This window comes from Shimia sp. R9_1, from assembly GCF_017743775.1.
Taxonomy (GTDB): Bacteria; Pseudomonadota; Alphaproteobacteria; order Rhodobacterales; family Rhodobacteraceae; genus Shimia.
The window spans coordinates 443,552-459,808 of record NZ_JAGHRN010000002.1 but is presented as its reverse complement, the minus strand read 5'-3'; the positions used below and the strand labels follow the sequence as shown (position 1 = coordinate 459,808).

The window sequence follows — 16,257 nt, the reverse complement described above, 5'->3', positions numbered from 1 at the left end:
GCCGCTCCATCGGGGCGACCCTTTCCGTAATCAGTGATCGAAGCGATCAGCCGTTCACGCTGTCTTTCAGCGCTTTGGCGATGGTCATTTTCACAACCTTGTCGGCTTCTTTCTTGATCTGCTCGCCGGTCGCTGGGTTGCGAACCATACGCTCAGGACGCTCGCGGCAGTAGATTTTGCCAACACCCGGCAGAGTCACTGCGCCACCTGCGGAAACTTCGCGGGTGATCAACGCGCAAACGGCTTCCAGAGCTGCGCCTGCGGATTTCTTGTCAGAGCCCATGTCTTCGGCCAGAGCAGCAACGAGTTGGGTCTTGGTCATCGGTTTTGCCATTTCAGGTCTCCATTAGTCTGCCCGAATATTGGGCCTCATGGCGGGCATTTAACGGGATATGGTGGATGAACACAACAAATTGTGATGCCAAAAACCGTGTTTTTTATGGGTTTTCCACAGGTTTCCGTAGGGTCAAAGGAAGGCAGTCTCGTCAAATGACCGCAATTTCCGCGAATGCAACCGCTCAAGTGGCATTTCCCTCAAACGCTCCATTGCACGAATTCCAATCAGCAAATGGCGCGCCACCTGCGTCTTATAGAAGTCACTGGCCATTCCGGGAAGCTTCAATTCGCCGTGTAGAGGTTTGTCACTCACGCACAGTAATGTCCCATATGGCACGCGAAAGCGATACCCATTCGCAGCAATTGTGGCACTTTCCATGTCCAGGGCAATCGCACGGCTCTGGCTCAGACGCTGCACCGGCCCGGTATGCTCACGCAACTCCCAGTTGCGGTTGTCGATTGTCGCCACGGTGCCCGTCCGCATCACACGCTTCAGCTCATAACCGGACAGTTTGGTGACATTGGCCACCGCCTCTTCCAAAGAGGTCTGCACCTCCGCCAGCGCGGGAATGGGCACCCATACCGGCAGGTCGTCATCCAGCACGTGATCTTCACGCAGATAGGCATGCGCCAGCACAAAATCCCCAAGGCTCTGCGAATTGCGCAGACCCGCACAATGCCCCACCATGATCCAGGCGTGCGGACGCAAAACGGCGATATGGTCGGTGGCCGTCTTTGCATTTGACGGGCCAACCCCGATATTCACCAGTGTGATGCCAGAGCCATCCGCGCGCTTCAGGTGATAGGTCGGCATTTGCGGCTGCTTATCAACCGGCGCAATTGGGGTCTCCGCATCAGAGATCACCACATTTCCGGTGCTGACAAAGCTGGTGTAGCCGCTCTTTTCATCCGCCAGCATAGCGCGCGCATAGGCTTCAAACTCGGTCACATAGAACTGGTAGTTGGTGAACAACACATGGTTCTGAAAATGCTCCGGGTCCGTCGCCGTGTAATGGCTCAGACGCGCCAGCGAGTAATCCACGCGCTGCGCCGTAAACGGGGCCAGATGCCCAACGCCGTTTTCGTCGGGCCCGGCGGTGCCATTCACAATGTCATCATTGGTGGTCGACAAATCGGGCACATCAAAAATGTCGCGCAGGGTGAAATCCGCCGCCCCGTCCTGTGGCACGGTCATATCGGTCCGCGCCGCCACTGCGAAATGCACCGGAATGGGCGTGCTGGAAACCCCCACCATCACGCCCACTTTGTGATTGCTCAACAACAGCGCGATCTGCTGCTCCAGATAGTGCCGGAACAAATCCGGCCGCGTGATCGTCGCTGCATGCACACCGGGCTCCGCCACGTGGCCGAAACTCAGACGGCTGTCCACCTGCGCAAAGCTTGTCGTTGTGATGCGAATTTCCGGATAAAACGCACGAATGCGGTGCCCGTCCGGTCCTTTGCGCAGCGCGCGGCGGAACTGGTCGCACAGATATGTGGTCGCAATGGTATACAGCTCTTCCAACCGATCCACCGCCGCCTTGGCATCAGTGAAGGTTTCATGAGCTGGCACAGCGGGGGAATGTACAGGAATACTCTGTGGTGTCATTGCGCAGCCTTAATCACGTCGGTCATTTCAAATTTGGTCACATCCACCAGTCCGAGGTCAGAGATCCTGAGTTCCGGGATCACCACCAAAGCCAATAGCGAATGCTGCATATAAGCGTTGTTAAGCGTACAGCCGCAAGCCTCCATCGCCTCAACCATATTCTGCGCCTTGGCGGCCACTTCGACCGCCGGAGCATCTGACATCAAACCAGCGATGGGCAGCTCGACCAAGGCTATCTCTTCGCCATCTTTGAAAACGGTCACACCACCGCCAACTTCGCCCAGTCGGTTGGCTGCCTTCGCCATCATCTCGCGATCAGTTCCGACCACGATCATATGGTGGCTGTCATGCGCCACTGTCGAAGCCATCGCCATTTTCCCTTTGTAGCCAAAGCCAGACACAAAGCCGTTGGTCACGCCGCCGGTGCCAAGGTGGCGCTCCACCAAAGCGATCTGAGAGACATCCTGTGCCAGATCACATTCCACCACGCCGTCGACCACGGAAAGCTCCGCGGTCAGCGCCTTGGTTGGGGCTTGGTTCTCGATCACACCAATCACATTGGCCGTGACTTGGGACGCGCCATCGGGAGCGCTGACTACAAAGTCTTCCGCTCCGCGCGCACGGCCAAGGTTCACGGTCTGGCGCGCATGGGCGGGCCAATCATAGTGCGGGCAATCCACAAGCACTTCACCTGCCTTGGCCACGGTCACGCCCCGCGCGATCACATGCTCAATCGGCAGCGTCTTCAGATCGCTTGTCAGGATCACATCCGCCCGTCTTCCGGGTGCAATAGAGCCTAAATCACGTTCCAAGCCAAAGTGCATGGCGGTGTTGATCGTGGCCATCTGCAGCGCCACCACCGGATCACATCCACAGTCGATCGCATGGCGCACCACGCGGTTCATATGCCCGTCATTCACCAGGGTGCCGGAATGACAATCATCGGTGCACAGGATGAAGCTGCGTGGGTCCAAACCCTTCTCGGTCACCGCCGTAATCTGGGTCTCAACATCATACCAAGCGCTGCCGAGCCGCATCATAATGCGCATGCCCTGACGCACCCGCGCAATCGCATCCGCCTCACAGGTGCCTTCGTGATCATCCGCAGGTCCACCAGCCGCATAGGCATGGAAATCCTTGCCCAGATCGGGCGAGGCATAATGCCCGCCCACGGTCTTGCCCGCCTTCTGCGTTGCGGCGATCTCGGCCAGCATCTGCTGGCTGCCGTTGATCACACCCGGGAAGTTCATCATCTCCCCAAGCCCGATAATCCCCGGCCAGCTCATCGCCTCCGCCACATCATCGGGGCCAATCTCATAGCCGGTGGTCTCAAGCCCGGGCGCTGAAGGCGCACAGCTTGGCATCTGCGTGAAAATGTTGATGGGCTGCATCAGCGCCTCATCATGCATCATTTTCACGCCTTCAAGACCCAGCACATTGGCAATCTCATGTGGGTCGGTGAACATCGTTGTGGTGCCATGCCCAATCACCGCGCGGGCAAACTCCGCTGGCGTCAGCATCCCGCTTTCGATGTGCATATGCCCGTCACACAGACCGGGGATCATGAAGCGCCCTTCCGCCTCAATGATCTCTGTATCTGCGCCGATGCAATGGCTGGCATCCGGCCCGACATAGGCAATGCGTCCGGCAATGACCGCAATGTCATGATCCGGCAACACCTCGCGGGTGTGCACACTCACCCACTGGCCTTTGCGAATAACGAGATCTGCAGGGGAGCGCCCTGCGGCGACGGCGACAAGCTGTGGGGCCACATCAGCCCAGCTTTGAAATTGCATATGTTCCATGGCCCAAGGTGCCATGCGTGTTCAGCAGGTTCAAGCGGCTGTCGTTTGAAGCTTTTGTAAAAGATGTTTCTCGCAAATTTTGAAAGGCTCACGCGCACTTCACATGCGCTCAAGGTGCATTTGCGACGTCGCAAATGTCTTAGACCGGCAAATTTGTGCCATGCTGAGGTGACCTTAGGGAGAGAGACATCATGGCCATCACCAACATTCGACCCAACATGGAACATTGGCAGGCGCGCGTGGATCTCGCCGCCGCCTTCCGCTGGACGGCCCGCCTCAACATGCACGAAGGCGTCGCCAATCATTTCAGCCTCGCCATAAACGAGGACGGCACCCGCTTTCTCATGAACCCGAACCAGCGCCACTTCGCGCGGATCAACGCCAGTGATCTGATCGAAGTCGACGCCAATGACCCAGATGCGCTGACCGGCCCGGATGCGCCAGACCCCACCGCCTGGGGCCTGCACGGCGGCATCCACCGCGCCTGTCCACACGCGCGCTGTGTGATGCATGTGCATTCGATCTTCGCCACCGTCTTGGCAAGCTTGGCCGACTCCCGCCTACCCCCGATCGACCAGAACTGCGCCACTTTCTTCAACCGCTATGTAATTGATGATGGCTACGGCGGCCTGGCCTTTGAGGACGAAGGCGCCCGCTGCGCCGCGCTGCTGACCGACCCAAAACAGAAGGTCATGATCATGGGCAACCACGGTGTCCTGGTGATTGGCGACACGGTCGCAGACACCTTCAACAGGCTCTATTATTTCGAACGCGCCGCCGAAACCTACATCCGCGCGCTGCAAACCGGCCAGCCCTTGCGAGTGCTGTCAGACGAGATCGCCGAGAAAACCGCTCAGGAGCTGGAAGCCTACCCGGAGCAGGATGTGCGCCACCTGCAGGAACTCAAAGCCATTCTGGACGGGGAGGGCGATCCCTACGCCACCTGAACCTTGCCAAGATCAAAGGGAGCCAGCGCCATGCAACATGACTACGCCACTGATGATGAAGCCCAACGCTGGCACTACCGCCCGCCACAGCCGGTGCGCCTGAACCCGCTGTTTGAATGGCCACCCAAACCGCGCGCCATCCTGCAATGGTATCGCGGCGCATGGCTCATGCTCACGGCGCTCACGGTGCCCTTCCTGATCGCCGTGCTCATCTATGTAATGGTTCTGCCACCGCTCGCGGATATGGCAAAGTTCCATTGGTCTTGGGTGCTCACCGTCTGGCTCATGAATGTCGTCCCCCAAACCGTTGTCGCAGGCGGGCTGCATTGGTGGCTCTACATGCGCAAAGGCCAGGGCATGCGCAAAAAATTCGATAAGCGCGACCTCACCCGCAAAAACGGCACCTTCACCTTCAACAATCAGGTGCTCGACAACATCTGGTGGACATTGGGCAGCGCCATGACCGTCGCGACCGTGTATCAGTGTCTGATTTTCTGGGTCACGGCCAATGGATGGGTCCCAACCCTCAGCTTCGCCCAGGCCCCCGCGCTCTTTGTGCTCTGGCTCGCGCTCATCCCCATGTGGTCCGGCCTGCATTTTTATTGGGTCCACAGGCTGGAGCATCACCCCAAGCTCTACAAACACGTGCATGCGGTGCACCACCGCAATGTCAACGTCGGCCCATGGTCCGGCATTTCCAATCACTGGTATGAAAACAGTCTCTATTTCACCACATATTTTATTCACCTGATCATTCCATCAGCCCCCCTGCACCTGCTTTTTCACAGCTATTTTCAGCAAATCAGCCCGGTGTTTTCCCATTGCGGCTTTGAAAAGCTGATCGCCAAAGACGCCGAAGTCGCCAAATCCGGAGACTTCTTTCATCAGCTGCATCACCGCTATTTTGAGTGCAACTATGGCACGTCTGAGATCCCGTTTGATAAGTGGTTTGGCACCTTCCATGACGGCTCTGCCGAAGGCACCCGCCGCACACGTGCCCATAAGAAGCAGATGTACACGCGCTAATCAGCTGCTTTGGCGCAGCGCACGCGGCGTTGTGCCAAAGGTCTCTTTGAACGCCCGCGTCATCGCCGCCGGTGTCTGATAACCCGCGCGCAGAGCGATTTCAGCCACGCTCAGGTCTGTCTCTGCCACAAGCTTGCGCGCCAGATTGAGCCGCATACGCCGATATACCGCCGTCGGCGGTGCGCCCAATTCCGCACGCATCCGGCTCTCAAGAGTCTTCTGTGTGGCTCCAGCCCGCGCCGCCACCTGTCCGATGCTGAGCGGCGCTTCCAGATGCTCCTGCATGACCCCCAGCGCGCGGCTCACCAATCGCCCCGCCGGGCTGGCCCCCCCGCTGTGAGAGCGCGCGCTGTCGCGCGTCATGAACAGCTGCGCCACCTCCAGCGCCAAGGCCTGTCCATGCGCCTGCCCAATCAAATGCAACACCAGATCAAACGCCGCCATCGCCCCCGAACAGGTGATGCGATTGCCGTCGATCACAAACCGCTCGCGCACCACCTCAACATCCGGAAACCGCTCCGCAAAGGGCGTCAGCTCCTCCCAATGGATCGTGGCACGCCGCCCTTCCAGCAACCCGGCCTCCGCCAGCAGCCAACTGCCCGTGTCCATGGCCGTGATGATCGGAAAGCGTTTGTCCGCCGCCCGCAAGGCCGCCTGCGTGGCCCATCCACCGAGATCGCGAAAACCGTAAGAGGGCATCACAATCAACATATCCCCAGCGGCCTCTGCGATACGCCCATGCGGCGCGACGGACAGGCCAGAGGAACTCTCAACCGGCGCCCCTTCCAGAGAGAAAAACTGCCACAGGAACAGCGCTTTACCGGAAAGCATATTGGCCGCACGCATAGGCTCAATCGCATTGGCGAGGCAGTGATTGGAAAACCCATCAAACAGCAGAACCCCGACCTTCTGCGCTGCGGCGTGATGATTTTCCCAAATTCGCATGATTTAGGGATATTTCTGCATACTACTCTCCGTCAAGCCAAAGGACGATTTCTGCGAAACAGGATTGGAGCGTGGCACATGCAATTTGGCCTGACCGAAGAACAGGAGATGATTGTCTCCACCGTCCGCAGCTTTGTGGAAAACGAGATCTACCCCCATGAGGCAGAGGTTGAACGCACAGGCCAGGTGCCACATGAGCTCGGCGAGGAGATCAAACAGAAGTGCATCGACCTTGGCTTTTACGCCTGCAACTTCCCCGAGGAGGTCGGCGGCGCCGGACTGTCTCATCTGGATTTCACTCTGGTTGAGCGCGAACTGGGGCGCGGCTCCATGGCGCTCACCCATTTCTTTGGCCGCCCGCAAAACATCCTGATGGCCTGCAACAGCGAGCAGCGCGAGCGCTACCTTCTGCCCGCTGTACGCGGCGAAAAAATGGACGCTTTGGCCATGACAGAGCCTGATGCGGGCTCCGATGTGCGCGGCATGAAGTGTCAGGCCCAGCGCGACGGAGGGGATTGGGTCATCAACGGCTCCAAACACTTCATCTCCGGCGCCGAACATGCGGATTTCTTCATCGTCTTCATCGCAACCGGTGTCGATGACACCCCCAAAGGCCCCAAAAAGCGCATCACCACCTTCCTCGTGGATCGCGGCACACCCGGCTTTGAAGTGCGCGAGGGCTACAATTCCGTCAGCCACAAGGGCTACAAAAACTACATCCTCTCCTTTGATGACTGCCGCCTGCCCAATGCGCAGGTGCTCGGCGAGGTCGATGGCGGTTTCGCCGTGATGAACGAATGGCTCTACGCCACCCGTCTCACCGTCGCCGCCTTCTCCGTGGGCCGCGCGCGCCGCTGTTTTGACTACGCCTTAAATTATGCGGCTGAGCGCAAACAATTCGGCCAGCCCATCGGTAAATTCCAGGGCGTCAGCTTTCAGATCGCCGATATGATCACCGAAATTGACGCTGCCGACTGGCTCACCCTCGCGGCCGCCTGGCGTCTGGACAACAACCTGCCCTCCAACCGCGAAATCGCCTCCGCCAAACTCTACGCATCCGAGGCGCTTGCCCGTGTCACCGATACCACCCTGCAGATCTTTGGCGGCATGGGTCTGATGGACGACTTCCCGATCGAGCGTTTCTGGCGCGACGCACGTGTGGAGCGCATCTGGGATGGCACCAGCGAAATCCAGCGCCACATAATCAGCCGCGATCTTCTACGGCCGCTGGGTGCATGATGGAAAGCGTTGTGTTGCCTTCCCGTGTGCGGCACAACCTCGGAAAAGATCCGAGGGGAAAGCCACATGAAACCTGTCGTTACAATCACCTATTGCGTGGGCTGCAAATGGCTCCTGCGCGCCGGCTGGATGGCGCAGGAACTGTTGCAGACATTTGGCGAAACCCTCGGCGGCGTGACCATCGCACCAGCCGAGGTTCCGGGGACTTTCAAGATCACTGTGGACGGCACGCTCCTTTGGGATCGCAAACGCGAGGGTGGCTTTCCGGAAGCCAAAGAATTGAAACAACGCCTGCGCGACGTGATCGAACCGAACCGCGATCTCGGCCACTCGGATCGTTAGACGCAAATGGCGCAGCGGGGGCCAGCCCCCGCACCCCCGGGATATTTAGAGCAAGAGGAAAGGGGGCGACGCGCCGCCACCCCCTCCAGAAAGACCCTTGCGGGTTTCCCCTTGCACGGTCATCGGCTTCCCAGCCTGTACCGCCCCAAAAATCTGCGCAAAACTGGTTAACAAAACCTTACTTCCTCTTGCTGCAAATATCCCTGCCGGAGGCCAAGAGTCATTGCGAGAGGGCGACATCATGACCCGCGATCTCTCAAGGCTGATCCGTCCAAAGTCCATCGCTGTGGTTGGCGGCGGCGCGTGGTGCGCTGAGGTCATTCGTCAATGTGAGAAAATTGGCTTCTCCGGAGACATTTGGCCAGTCCATCCCAAAGCCGAATCTGTGTTGGGCCTGCCCGCCTACGCTGATATCGCCGCACTGCCGGCACCACCTGACGCCACCTTCATTGGCATCAATCGCCACGCCACCATCCAAGCGATTGCCGCGCTCTCAAAGTTGGGCGCAGGCGGCGCGGTCTGTTTTGCCTCAGGCTTTTCCGAGGCCGCGTCTGAGGACGCCACGGGAGCCAACCTTCAGGACGCGCTGATCATGGCCGCGGGCGATATGCCCATTCTTGGCCCCAACTGCTACGGGCTCATCAACGCGCTGGATGGGGCCGCGCTTTGGCCCGACCAACACGGTTGCCTCCCCGTCGACAAGGGCGTAGCCATCCTCACACAAAGCTCAAACATCGCCATTAATCTCACCAACCAACGCCGCGGTCTGCCCGTCGCCTATGTCGTCACCTGCGGAAACATGGCGCAGCTCAATCAGGCGGAAATTGCCACCGCCTTTCTGGATGACCCGCGCGTCACCGCGATTGGCCTCCATATCGAGGGGTTCACCGATCTGCGTGCCTGGGAGGCGTTTGCGCACAAAGCCTTTAAAAAAGGCGTCCCGGTCGTCGCCCTCAAAGTGGGGGCCAGCGACGAGGCGCAGGCCGCAACAGTCTCTCATACAGCTTCATTGGCAGGCAGCGACACAGGCGCAGGCGCCTTGCTCTCCCGCCTTGGCTTCGCCCGCGTCACAGAGCTTCCCGTGTTTCTCGAAACCCTCAAGCTCCTGCATATGGTTGGCGTGCCGAAAGGGCGCAACATCGCCTCGATCAGCTGTTCGGGCGGCGAGGCCAGCTTGATGGCCGACACCGCGCTTGGCACAAATCTGCGCTTCCCCCCGCTCACGCAAGACCAAATCCAAGAGCTGCGCGATGTGCTTGGCCCCATGGTCGCGCTCGCCAATCCATTGGACTACCACACCTACATCTGGCGCGACGAAGCGGCGATGACACGCGCCTGGGCTGCCATGATGACGCCCGACACCGCCATGACGTTCACCGTGGTCGACTACCCGCATAAAAACCGCATGGATTGGGATTGCGCAACCGCAGCAGCCATTGGCGCACGCAAACGCACAGGACGTCCCATCGCCGTGGTCGCAAGCCTGCCCGAACTCATTCCCCCTGATGTGGAAAAAGAACTGATTTCAGGTGAAGTCGTTCCTTTTTTTGGTCTACACGAAGCGCTCGCAGCAACAGATGCGGCGGCCAGCATCACCGCCCCAGACACTCTCCCTCTCGCACTGCCAGGCGCACCATCAAATGCCACCGTGCTCAGTGAATTGGAAGCAAAGCGCGCACTCGCCGAACATGGGCTGGATATCCCAGCGCACCAATCTGCCTACCACGAAGACATTGGCAATCTCGCCAAGCTTGCGGAAAACCTCTCGGCCCCTCTCGTGCTCAAAGGTCAGGGCATCGCCCACAAAACCGAAGCCGGAGCCGTCAAACTCAAGCTGACACCGGAAGATCTCGATACTGCGGCGGCTGCAATGCCAACCGATCACTTCCTGATCGAAGAGATGGTCGATGGCGGGGTGGCTGAGCTTTTGATTGGCATCACCCGTGATCCGGCACATGGTTTTGTGCTCACACTGGCAGCAGGCGGCGTGCTCACGGAACTGATGGAAGACAGCGTATCGCTTCTCGTTCCAGCAAACCGAGATCGCCTATATCAGTCTCTAATGCAGCTGAGATCTGCCAAATTGCTCACCGGATATCGCGGGGGTGATGCTGCGAACATAGACGCCATTCTCGATGTAACTGAGGCGCTCCAAGCCTATGTCCTTGCCAACGCTTCCACCTTGGAAGAGGTTGAAATCAACCCGCTGATCTGCACGCCCACACGTGCTGTGGCTGCAGATGCGCTGATACGAAAGGAAATGTCATGACCGACAGTCCCGTAAAAACCCGGCGCGACGGTGCCATCCTTGAGGTCACCTTGGACCGCCCCAAAGCCAACGCCATCGACCTCGTCACCAGCCGGATCATGGGTGAGGTCTTCCGCGACTTCCGCGATGATCCCGACCTGCGCGTGGCCATTCTCACCGGCGGTGGCGAGAAATTCTTTTGCCCCGGTTGGGATCTGAAAGCCGCCGCAGATGGCGACGCGGTGGATGGCGACTACGGCGTAGGCGGCTTTGGTGGCCTGCAGGAGCTACGCGATATGAACAAACCGGTGATTGCCGCCGTGAACGGTATTGCCTGCGGTGGCGGGTTGGAGCTCGCCCTGTCCGCCGACATCATCATCGCAGCCGACCACGCCTCTTTTGCACTGCCCGAAATCCGCTCCGGCACTGTCGCGGATGCGGCCTCTGTGAAGCTGCCCAAGCGCATCCCGTATCACATCGCCATGGAGCTCCTTCTGACTGGGCGCTGGTTTGATGCCGAAGAGGCTCACCGCTGGGGGCTCGTGAATGAAATTGTACCAGCAGCCACCCTGATGGACCGCGCATGGGAGCAGGCCCGCCTGCTCGCCTCCGGCCCACCGCTGGTCTATGCCGCGATCAAGGAGATCGTGCGCGACGCGGAGGATGCCAAATTCCAGGACGCGATGAACCGCATCACCCAGCGCCAGCTGCGCAGCGTTGATGTGCTTTACGACAGCGAAGATCAGCTCGAAGGCGCCCGTGCCTTCGCGGAAAAACGTGACCCTGTCTGGAAAGGCAAGTGAGCCGACCGGACATCCATGATCTCGCGCGGTTTCTGCCCCGTCAGGCAGAGACCCACACTCAGGCTCTGGCCGAGCTCACCGCCGGTCGCAAAGACACCCATTGGATCTGGTGGGAAATGCCGCAGCTGCGCATTTTGGGCCGTTCACAACGCGCCCACGACTACGGTCTGGCAGATCTCAGAGAGGCCACCGCCTACCTCAAACATCCGCTGTTGGGCCCCCGCCTCATCGAGATGTGCAACGCCCTGCTCCGGCACCGTACCACACCCATCGTCGACATATTGGGGCCGGTGGACGCGCTCAAGGTCCGCAGCACGGCGACGCTCTTTGCTTCCATCGACAATGCCGACCCGGCGTTTACCGAAGTGCTCACGATGTTCTACGGCGGGCAAAAATGCCCCGAAACCGAGGCTCATGTTCAGCGCTTTCGAAACAACGCTACATAACCCGTATCATCCTTATGTGCGCCGGTGGCATGCGCCCCGTAAAACCGTATCTCCGGCAAACGCAGGTCCACTATCTGCCCTGCAAGGGCGTCTAGTTTTTGCGCAAATCCCCATGTCTCAAAATGCACTCCATTGATCGACAACGCCAAAAGCCCACCTGCCCGCGTAACCCGCAACAGCTCATCCAGAGCGCCAGGTCCCACATGACCATTTGTAAAAGTGCCGGAGCTGACAACCCCATCATAATGACCGTCCGAAACCGGTAACCCGAGGGTCACATCCGCAGCAAATAGGGTGGAATAGACTCGCTTTTTCTGTGCGACCTCTAACATTTCAGGCGAAATATCGGTGCCATCAACCTGCGTCACCCCAAGCACTGCGAGCGCCTGGCCACATAACCCGGTTCCCGCACCAATATCCAAAACTGCCCCACCTCCGCCTGCATCGACAAACTGCTCCGCCACTTTTTTGGGCAATACATAATCAGACGCCTCTGCGAACCCGGCATCATAGGTTTCCGCCCATGCAGCATAGAGGCGTCGGGAATCCTCCGGCGTTTTAAGCGCATAGGCTGCGTCCAGATCAGGTTTCGATTTTGCACACATGCGTTATCTCACCCCATCATCATGTCTAAAATCAACCCCGCCCCCTTGCTCCTCCTGACAGGGAAAGGCACTGTGCCCTCATGAGCAAAACCCTCCTCTCCCTAGGCCACGGATATTCCGCCCAGGCACTGGCAAAGCGTTTGCTGCCCCAGGGTTGGACCATCCTTGGCACCCACCGCGATCCGGATCAGGCTGACAAGCTGCGCGCCCAAGGGGTCACGCCTCTGCATTGGCCGATCAATTTTGACGAGGCGCTGCAAAACATCACCCATGTTCTCAGCTCGATCCGTCCGGATGATGATGGCGATCCGGTGCTGCAGATTGGCCGCGATGCGCTTCAGGCAGCCTCGCAACGGCTGGAATGGGTTGGCTACCTCTCCACCACGGGGGTTTACGGCGATATGGACGGCGGCTGGGTGGACGAAGAGACCCCGCTTGATCCCGGGGGCATCCGCGGCCAGATGCGTGTAAAGGCCGAGGCCGAATGGTCCTACGTGCCAGACCTGCCATTGCATATTTTCCGCCTCGCAGGCATCTACGGCCCCGGCCGCGGCCCCTTTGCAAAACTCCGCCGGGGCACCGCGCGCCGGATCATCAAGAAAAATCAGGTGTTTTCCCGCGCCCATGTGGACGACATCGCACGGGTTCTTGAGGCATCGATGCTGGCCCCAAATCCGGGGCGCATCTACAACGTCTGTGACGACACCCCCGCCCCACCGCAGGACATACTCGCCTACGCCGCCGAATTGCTTGGCATGGATCCGCCCCCTGAAATCCCTTTTGAAGAAGCGGATATGAGCCCGATGGCGCGCAGCTTTTATTCAGACAGCAAACGCGTGCGCAACACGCGCATCAAAGAAGAGCTCGGCGTCGCGTTGAAATACCCCAACTACCGGGATGCGCTCAAAGCCATGCTGGAAGAAGAACAACGCTAGCACGCAACCTAAAGCGACAATCTCAGATCGTAGCCTGGGCCAAATCCCGGACCCGACGCTCTAAAATCTTCTCATTCGGAAAATATCCCGGGGTGGCCAACGCTTGCGGTGGCAGGGGCAGCGCCCCTATCCGCGTTCAGGAAGTAATTCAGGCCCGCTTGCTGTCGAGCGACGCCACACCCAGCACATCCAGCACCTTGGCCTCAATGTGCTCCGCATTCATCGCAGCGATGTCATACATCGTCTTTGGGCTCGCCTGATCGATGAAAATATCCGGCAGCACCATGGAGCGGTACTTCAGCCCCTCGTCAAACACGCCTTCCTCGGCCAAAAGCTGCGCCACATGGCTGCCAAAGCCACCCACTGCGCCCTCTTCGATGGTGATCAGCGCCTCATGATTGGCCGCCAGCTCCAGAATCAGCGCCTTATCAAGCGGCTTTGCAAACCGTGCATCCGCGATGGTTGGTGTGATGCCTTTGGCCGAAAGTGCCTCGGCGGCTTTCTTGGCCTCTTCCAGACGCGTGCCAAAGCACAGAAGCGCCACCCGGCTGCCCTCCTGCACCATCCGGCCCTTGCCGATCTCAAGAATCTCGCCGCGCTCCGGCACATCCACGCCCACGCCTTCGCCGCGCGGATAGCGGAAGGCAATCGGCCCCTCGTCATGCGCCGCAGCCGTGGCCACCATATGTTTCAGCTCCGCCTCATCCGCCGCAGCCATCACAACCATGCCCGGCAGATTGGCCATAAAGGCCACGTCAAAGCTGCCCGCATGCGTCGCCCCATCCGCGCCGACCAGCCCGGCACGGTCAATCGCAAATCGCACCGGAAGACGCTGGATTGCCACATCATGCACAACCTGGTCATAGCCACGCTGCAGGAAAGTCGAATACATCGCACAGAACGGTTTCATCCCGCCCGCCGCCAGAGCCGCGGAAAAAGTCACCCCGTGCTGCTCGGCAATCGCCACGTCAAAACAGCGGCTGGGATAGCGCTCGGCAAAAAGGTTCAGCCCGGTGCCATCCGGCATCGCGGCGGTCACCGCGCAAATCCTGCTGTCCTCTGCGGCCTCTTGCACCAGCGCTTCCCCAAAGACCGAGGTATAGCTCGGCGCATTGGACGGCGCTTTGAACTGTTTGCCGGTCACCACGTCAAATTTCGCCGTCGCATGGCCTTTGTCGCGTGCGGCCTCCGCCGGGGCATAGCCTTTGCCCTTCTTGGTGATCACATGCAGCATCACCGGCCCGGTCGCCCGCTGGCGCAAAGTCCGCAGGAGCGGCAGCAGCTGGCCCATGTCGTGGCCATCAATCGGCCCCACATAGCTGAAGCCGAGCTGTTCAAACAACGTGCCACCCACAGCCATGCCCTTCAGCATATCCTTGGCGCGTTTCGCCCCTTCGCGGAACGGCTCCGGCAACAGACTCACAGCCCCTTTGGCGGCGGATTTGAACTCCTGAAACGGCTCTCCCGCATAGAGGCGTGAAAGATATTCACTCATCGCCCCCACAGGCGGCGCAATCGACATGTCATTGTCGTTCAGCACAACAAACATCCGCTTGCCCAGATGGCCAGCGTTGTTCATCGCTTCATAAGCCATGCCCGCCGTGATCGAGCCATCGCCGATCACCGCAATCGCATCGCCAAGTCCGCCGTCACATTGCCCGCCCAGATCACGCGCCGTGGCAAAGCCCAGCGCGGCAGAAATAGATGTAGAGGAATGCGCCGCACCAAAGGGGTCATAGACACTCTCGCTGCGCTTGGTGAAACCCGACAGGCCGTCCTGCTGGCGCAGCGTGCGAATGCGGTCCCGCCGCCCCGTCAGGATCTTATGCGGATAACACTGGTGGCCCACGTCCCAGATGATCTTATCACGCGGTGTCTCAAACACCGAATGCAGCGCAACAGTCAGCTCCACAACACCAAGACCCGCACCTAGGTGCCCGCCGGTCTCACTGACCGCAGAGATGGTCTCCGCGCGCAGCTCATGGGCCAGCGCCGTCAACTCGCTGTCAGAAAACCGTTTCAGGTCTTCCGGATGGGTGACCTGATCCAGGAGTGGCGTCTGGGGTCTGGCTGACATGGGGCGTCCTCCGCTTAGCTGTCTCGCGAGATAACGAAGCGCGCCGCCTCCCGCAAGGCATCAGCATCCTTACCATAGGAGGAAAGCGCGTCACAGGCATCTGCCACAAGGTCGCGGGCGCGCGCTTTGGCGCCTTCCAGACCCAGAAGCGAGACAAAGGTCGCCTTACCGGCCTCCGCATCTTTGCCAACCGCCTTGCCAACTTTGGCCGCGTCGCCTTCCACATCCAGAATGTCATCGGCAATCTGGAACGCCAACCCAAGATCGGTGGCATAGCGCATCAGGGGCGCGGTCTCCGCCTGCGCCATCACCGCGCCTGCGGTGGCGGACCAGGCAATCAACGCACCGGTCTTACCGGCCTGCAATCGGGTGATCTCTTCAAGCGTCAAAGGCGCAGGTGCCGTTTCAGCCGCAATATCAAGCGCCTGCCCCAAAACCATCCCCTGCGCGCCTGCCGCTCGGGCCAGCGTCACGGTCAACTCTGCGCGCACCACCGCCTCCGGGTGGCATTCCTGCCGGCTCACACATTCAAACCCGAGCGTCTGCAGCGCGTCTCCCGCCAGAACAGCGGTACACTCATCCCATTTCACATGGGTGGTGGGCAGCCCCCGGCGCATGTCGTCATCGTCCATGCAGGGCAGATCATCATGCACAAGCGAATAGGCATGGATCGCCTCAATCGCCGTGGCAGGCCAGATCGCGTGCTCGGCAGCCACACCATGCAGGCGCGCGCTTTCCAGCACCAGAAACGCCCGCAGCCGCTTTCCGCCCGCGCTGGCATAGCGCATGGCCTCCACCACCGGCAAATCGCCCAAAGGCGCCATCACATGCTGCAAATGGGCCTCAACCTGCTGGGCGGCCTCTTTCAATCTGGTCTCAAACATGATCCGGCGA

General features: G+C 59.7%; 15 protein-coding genes. 8 read left to right on the top strand and 7 right to left on the bottom strand.

All coding sequences use genetic code 11. The features are described 5' to 3' along the window. Positions 1-46: 46 nt before the first annotated feature. The 3 genes from J7399_RS08590 to ade form a co-directional block, all read right to left on the bottom strand. Positions 47-334 (bottom strand): HU family DNA-binding protein, encoded by a 288-nt coding sequence (locus tag J7399_RS08590; protein WP_209058508.1) that lies wholly within the window; start codon positions 332-334, stop codon positions 47-49. A gap of 132 nt (positions 335-466) precedes the next feature. Further along, positions 467-1,945, bottom strand: coding sequence for an AMP nucleosidase (locus J7399_RS08585; protein ID WP_209085309.1), 1,479 nt, complete (start codon positions 1,943-1,945; stop codon positions 467-469). Further along, complete coding sequence (ade, locus tag J7399_RS08580) at positions 1,942-3,750, bottom strand: adenine deaminase (RefSeq protein ID WP_209085308.1); 1,809 nt, start codon at positions 3,748-3,750, stop codon at positions 1,942-1,944. The genes J7399_RS08585 and ade overlap by 4 nt, the downstream gene beginning before the upstream one ends. Positions 3,751-3,941: 191 nt before the next feature. On the opposite strand from ade, the gene J7399_RS08575 reads away from it, so the two are divergent. Together J7399_RS08575 and J7399_RS08570 are read left to right on the top strand one after the other, a co-directional pair. After that, positions 3,942-4,697, top strand: a complete 756-nt coding sequence (locus J7399_RS08575) for a class II aldolase and adducin N-terminal domain-containing protein (RefSeq protein WP_209085307.1) — start codon at positions 3,942-3,944, stop codon at positions 4,695-4,697. A gap of 30 nt (positions 4,698-4,727) precedes the next feature. After that, positions 4,728-5,723, top strand: a complete 996-nt coding sequence (locus J7399_RS08570; protein ID WP_209085306.1) for a sterol desaturase family protein — start codon at positions 4,728-4,730, stop codon at positions 5,721-5,723. Here the strand turns inward: J7399_RS08570 and J7399_RS08565 are convergent, their stop codons facing one another. Continuing rightward, on the bottom strand, positions 5,724-6,668 hold the full coding sequence (locus tag J7399_RS08565; RefSeq protein ID WP_209085305.1) for a GlxA family transcriptional regulator: 945 nt from the start codon (positions 6,666-6,668) through the stop codon (positions 5,724-5,726). Between the two features lie 78 nt (positions 6,669-6,746). Between J7399_RS08565 and J7399_RS08560 the strand changes: the two genes are divergently transcribed. From J7399_RS08560 to J7399_RS08540, 5 genes are all read left to right on the top strand, one after another. Further along, positions 6,747-7,907: an acyl-CoA dehydrogenase family protein gene (locus J7399_RS08560; protein WP_209085304.1), complete on the top strand. Its 1,161-nt coding sequence runs from the start codon at positions 6,747-6,749 to the stop codon at positions 7,905-7,907. Between the two features lie 66 nt (positions 7,908-7,973). Continuing rightward, on the top strand, positions 7,974-8,249 hold the full coding sequence (locus tag J7399_RS08555; RefSeq protein WP_209085301.1) for a SelT/SelW/SelH family protein: 276 nt from the start codon (positions 7,974-7,976) through the stop codon (positions 8,247-8,249). 241 nt (positions 8,250-8,490) lie between these two features. Further along, positions 8,491-10,518 (top strand): acetate--CoA ligase family protein, encoded by a 2,028-nt coding sequence (locus J7399_RS08550; protein ID WP_209085299.1) that lies wholly within the window; start codon positions 8,491-8,493, stop codon positions 10,516-10,518. Then, positions 10,515-11,300, top strand: a complete 786-nt coding sequence (locus J7399_RS08545) for a carnitinyl-CoA dehydratase (protein ID WP_209085297.1) — start codon at positions 10,515-10,517, stop codon at positions 11,298-11,300. The genes J7399_RS08550 and J7399_RS08545 overlap by 4 nt, the downstream gene beginning before the upstream one ends. After that, on the top strand, positions 11,297-11,746 hold the full coding sequence (locus tag J7399_RS08540) for a DUF1810 family protein (RefSeq protein ID WP_348539447.1): 450 nt from the start codon (positions 11,297-11,299) through the stop codon (positions 11,744-11,746). The genes J7399_RS08545 and J7399_RS08540 overlap by 4 nt, the downstream gene beginning before the upstream one ends. Here J7399_RS08540 and J7399_RS08535 read toward each other — a convergent pair. Beyond that, positions 11,719-12,351: a class I SAM-dependent methyltransferase gene (locus J7399_RS08535; protein WP_209085295.1), complete on the bottom strand. Its 633-nt coding sequence runs from the start codon at positions 12,349-12,351 to the stop codon at positions 11,719-11,721. The genes J7399_RS08540 and J7399_RS08535 overlap by 28 nt on opposite strands. 80 nt (positions 12,352-12,431) lie before the next feature. Between J7399_RS08535 and J7399_RS08530 the strand changes: the two genes are divergently transcribed. Further along, complete coding sequence (locus J7399_RS08530) at positions 12,432-13,286, top strand: SDR family oxidoreductase (RefSeq protein ID WP_209085291.1); 855 nt, start codon at positions 12,432-12,434, stop codon at positions 13,284-13,286. A gap of 148 nt (positions 13,287-13,434) precedes the next feature. On the opposite strand, the gene dxs is transcribed toward J7399_RS08530, so the two are convergent. Beyond that, positions 13,435-15,363 (bottom strand): 1-deoxy-D-xylulose-5-phosphate synthase, encoded by a 1,929-nt coding sequence (gene dxs, locus J7399_RS08525; RefSeq protein WP_209085289.1) that lies wholly within the window; start codon positions 15,361-15,363, stop codon positions 13,435-13,437. Between the two features lie 14 nt (positions 15,364-15,377). Continuing rightward, positions 15,378-16,247: a farnesyl diphosphate synthase gene (locus J7399_RS08520; RefSeq protein ID WP_209085286.1), complete on the bottom strand. Its 870-nt coding sequence runs from the start codon at positions 16,245-16,247 to the stop codon at positions 15,378-15,380. Between the last annotated feature and the right edge of the window lie 10 nt (positions 16,248-16,257).

What these genes read in the sequence shown, in the direction of transcription:
- J7399_RS08570 (WP_209085306.1), top strand. Translation starts at nt 4,728, where the DNA reads ATGCAACATGACTACGCCACTGATGATGAAGCCCAACGCTGGCACTAC.
- J7399_RS08590 (WP_209058508.1), bottom strand. Translation starts at nt 334, where the DNA reads ATGGCAAAACCGATGACCAAGACCCAACTCGTTGCTGCTCTGGCCGAA.
- J7399_RS08520 (WP_209085286.1), bottom strand. Translation starts at nt 16,247, where the DNA reads ATGTTTGAGACCAGATTGAAAGAGGCCGCCCAGCAGGTTGAGGCCCAT.
- J7399_RS08555 (WP_209085301.1), top strand. Translation starts at nt 7,974, where the DNA reads ATGAAACCTGTCGTTACAATCACCTATTGCGTGGGCTGCAAATGGCTC.
- J7399_RS08585 (WP_209085309.1), bottom strand. Translation starts at nt 1,945, where the DNA reads ATGACACCACAGAGTATTCCTGTACATTCCCCCGCTGTGCCAGCTCAT.
- J7399_RS08530 (WP_209085291.1), top strand. Translation starts at nt 12,432, where the DNA reads ATGAGCAAAACCCTCCTCTCCCTAGGCCACGGATATTCCGCCCAGGCA.
- J7399_RS08545 (WP_209085297.1), top strand. Translation starts at nt 10,515, where the DNA reads ATGACCGACAGTCCCGTAAAAACCCGGCGCGACGGTGCCATCCTTGAG.
- dxs (WP_209085289.1), bottom strand. Translation starts at nt 15,363, where the DNA reads ATGTCAGCCAGACCCCAGACGCCACTCCTGGATCAGGTCACCCATCCG.
- ade (WP_209085308.1), bottom strand. Translation starts at nt 3,750, where the DNA reads ATGGAACATATGCAATTTCAAAGCTGGGCTGATGTGGCCCCACAGCTT.
- J7399_RS08560 (WP_209085304.1), top strand. Translation starts at nt 6,747, where the DNA reads ATGCAATTTGGCCTGACCGAAGAACAGGAGATGATTGTCTCCACCGTC.
- J7399_RS08575 (WP_209085307.1), top strand. Translation starts at nt 3,942, where the DNA reads ATGGCCATCACCAACATTCGACCCAACATGGAACATTGGCAGGCGCGC.
- J7399_RS08550 (WP_209085299.1), top strand. Translation starts at nt 8,491, where the DNA reads ATGACCCGCGATCTCTCAAGGCTGATCCGTCCAAAGTCCATCGCTGTG.
- J7399_RS08535 (WP_209085295.1), bottom strand. Translation starts at nt 12,351, where the DNA reads ATGTGTGCAAAATCGAAACCTGATCTGGACGCAGCCTATGCGCTTAAA.
- J7399_RS08565 (WP_209085305.1), bottom strand. Translation starts at nt 6,668, where the DNA reads ATGCGAATTTGGGAAAATCATCACGCCGCAGCGCAGAAGGTCGGGGTT.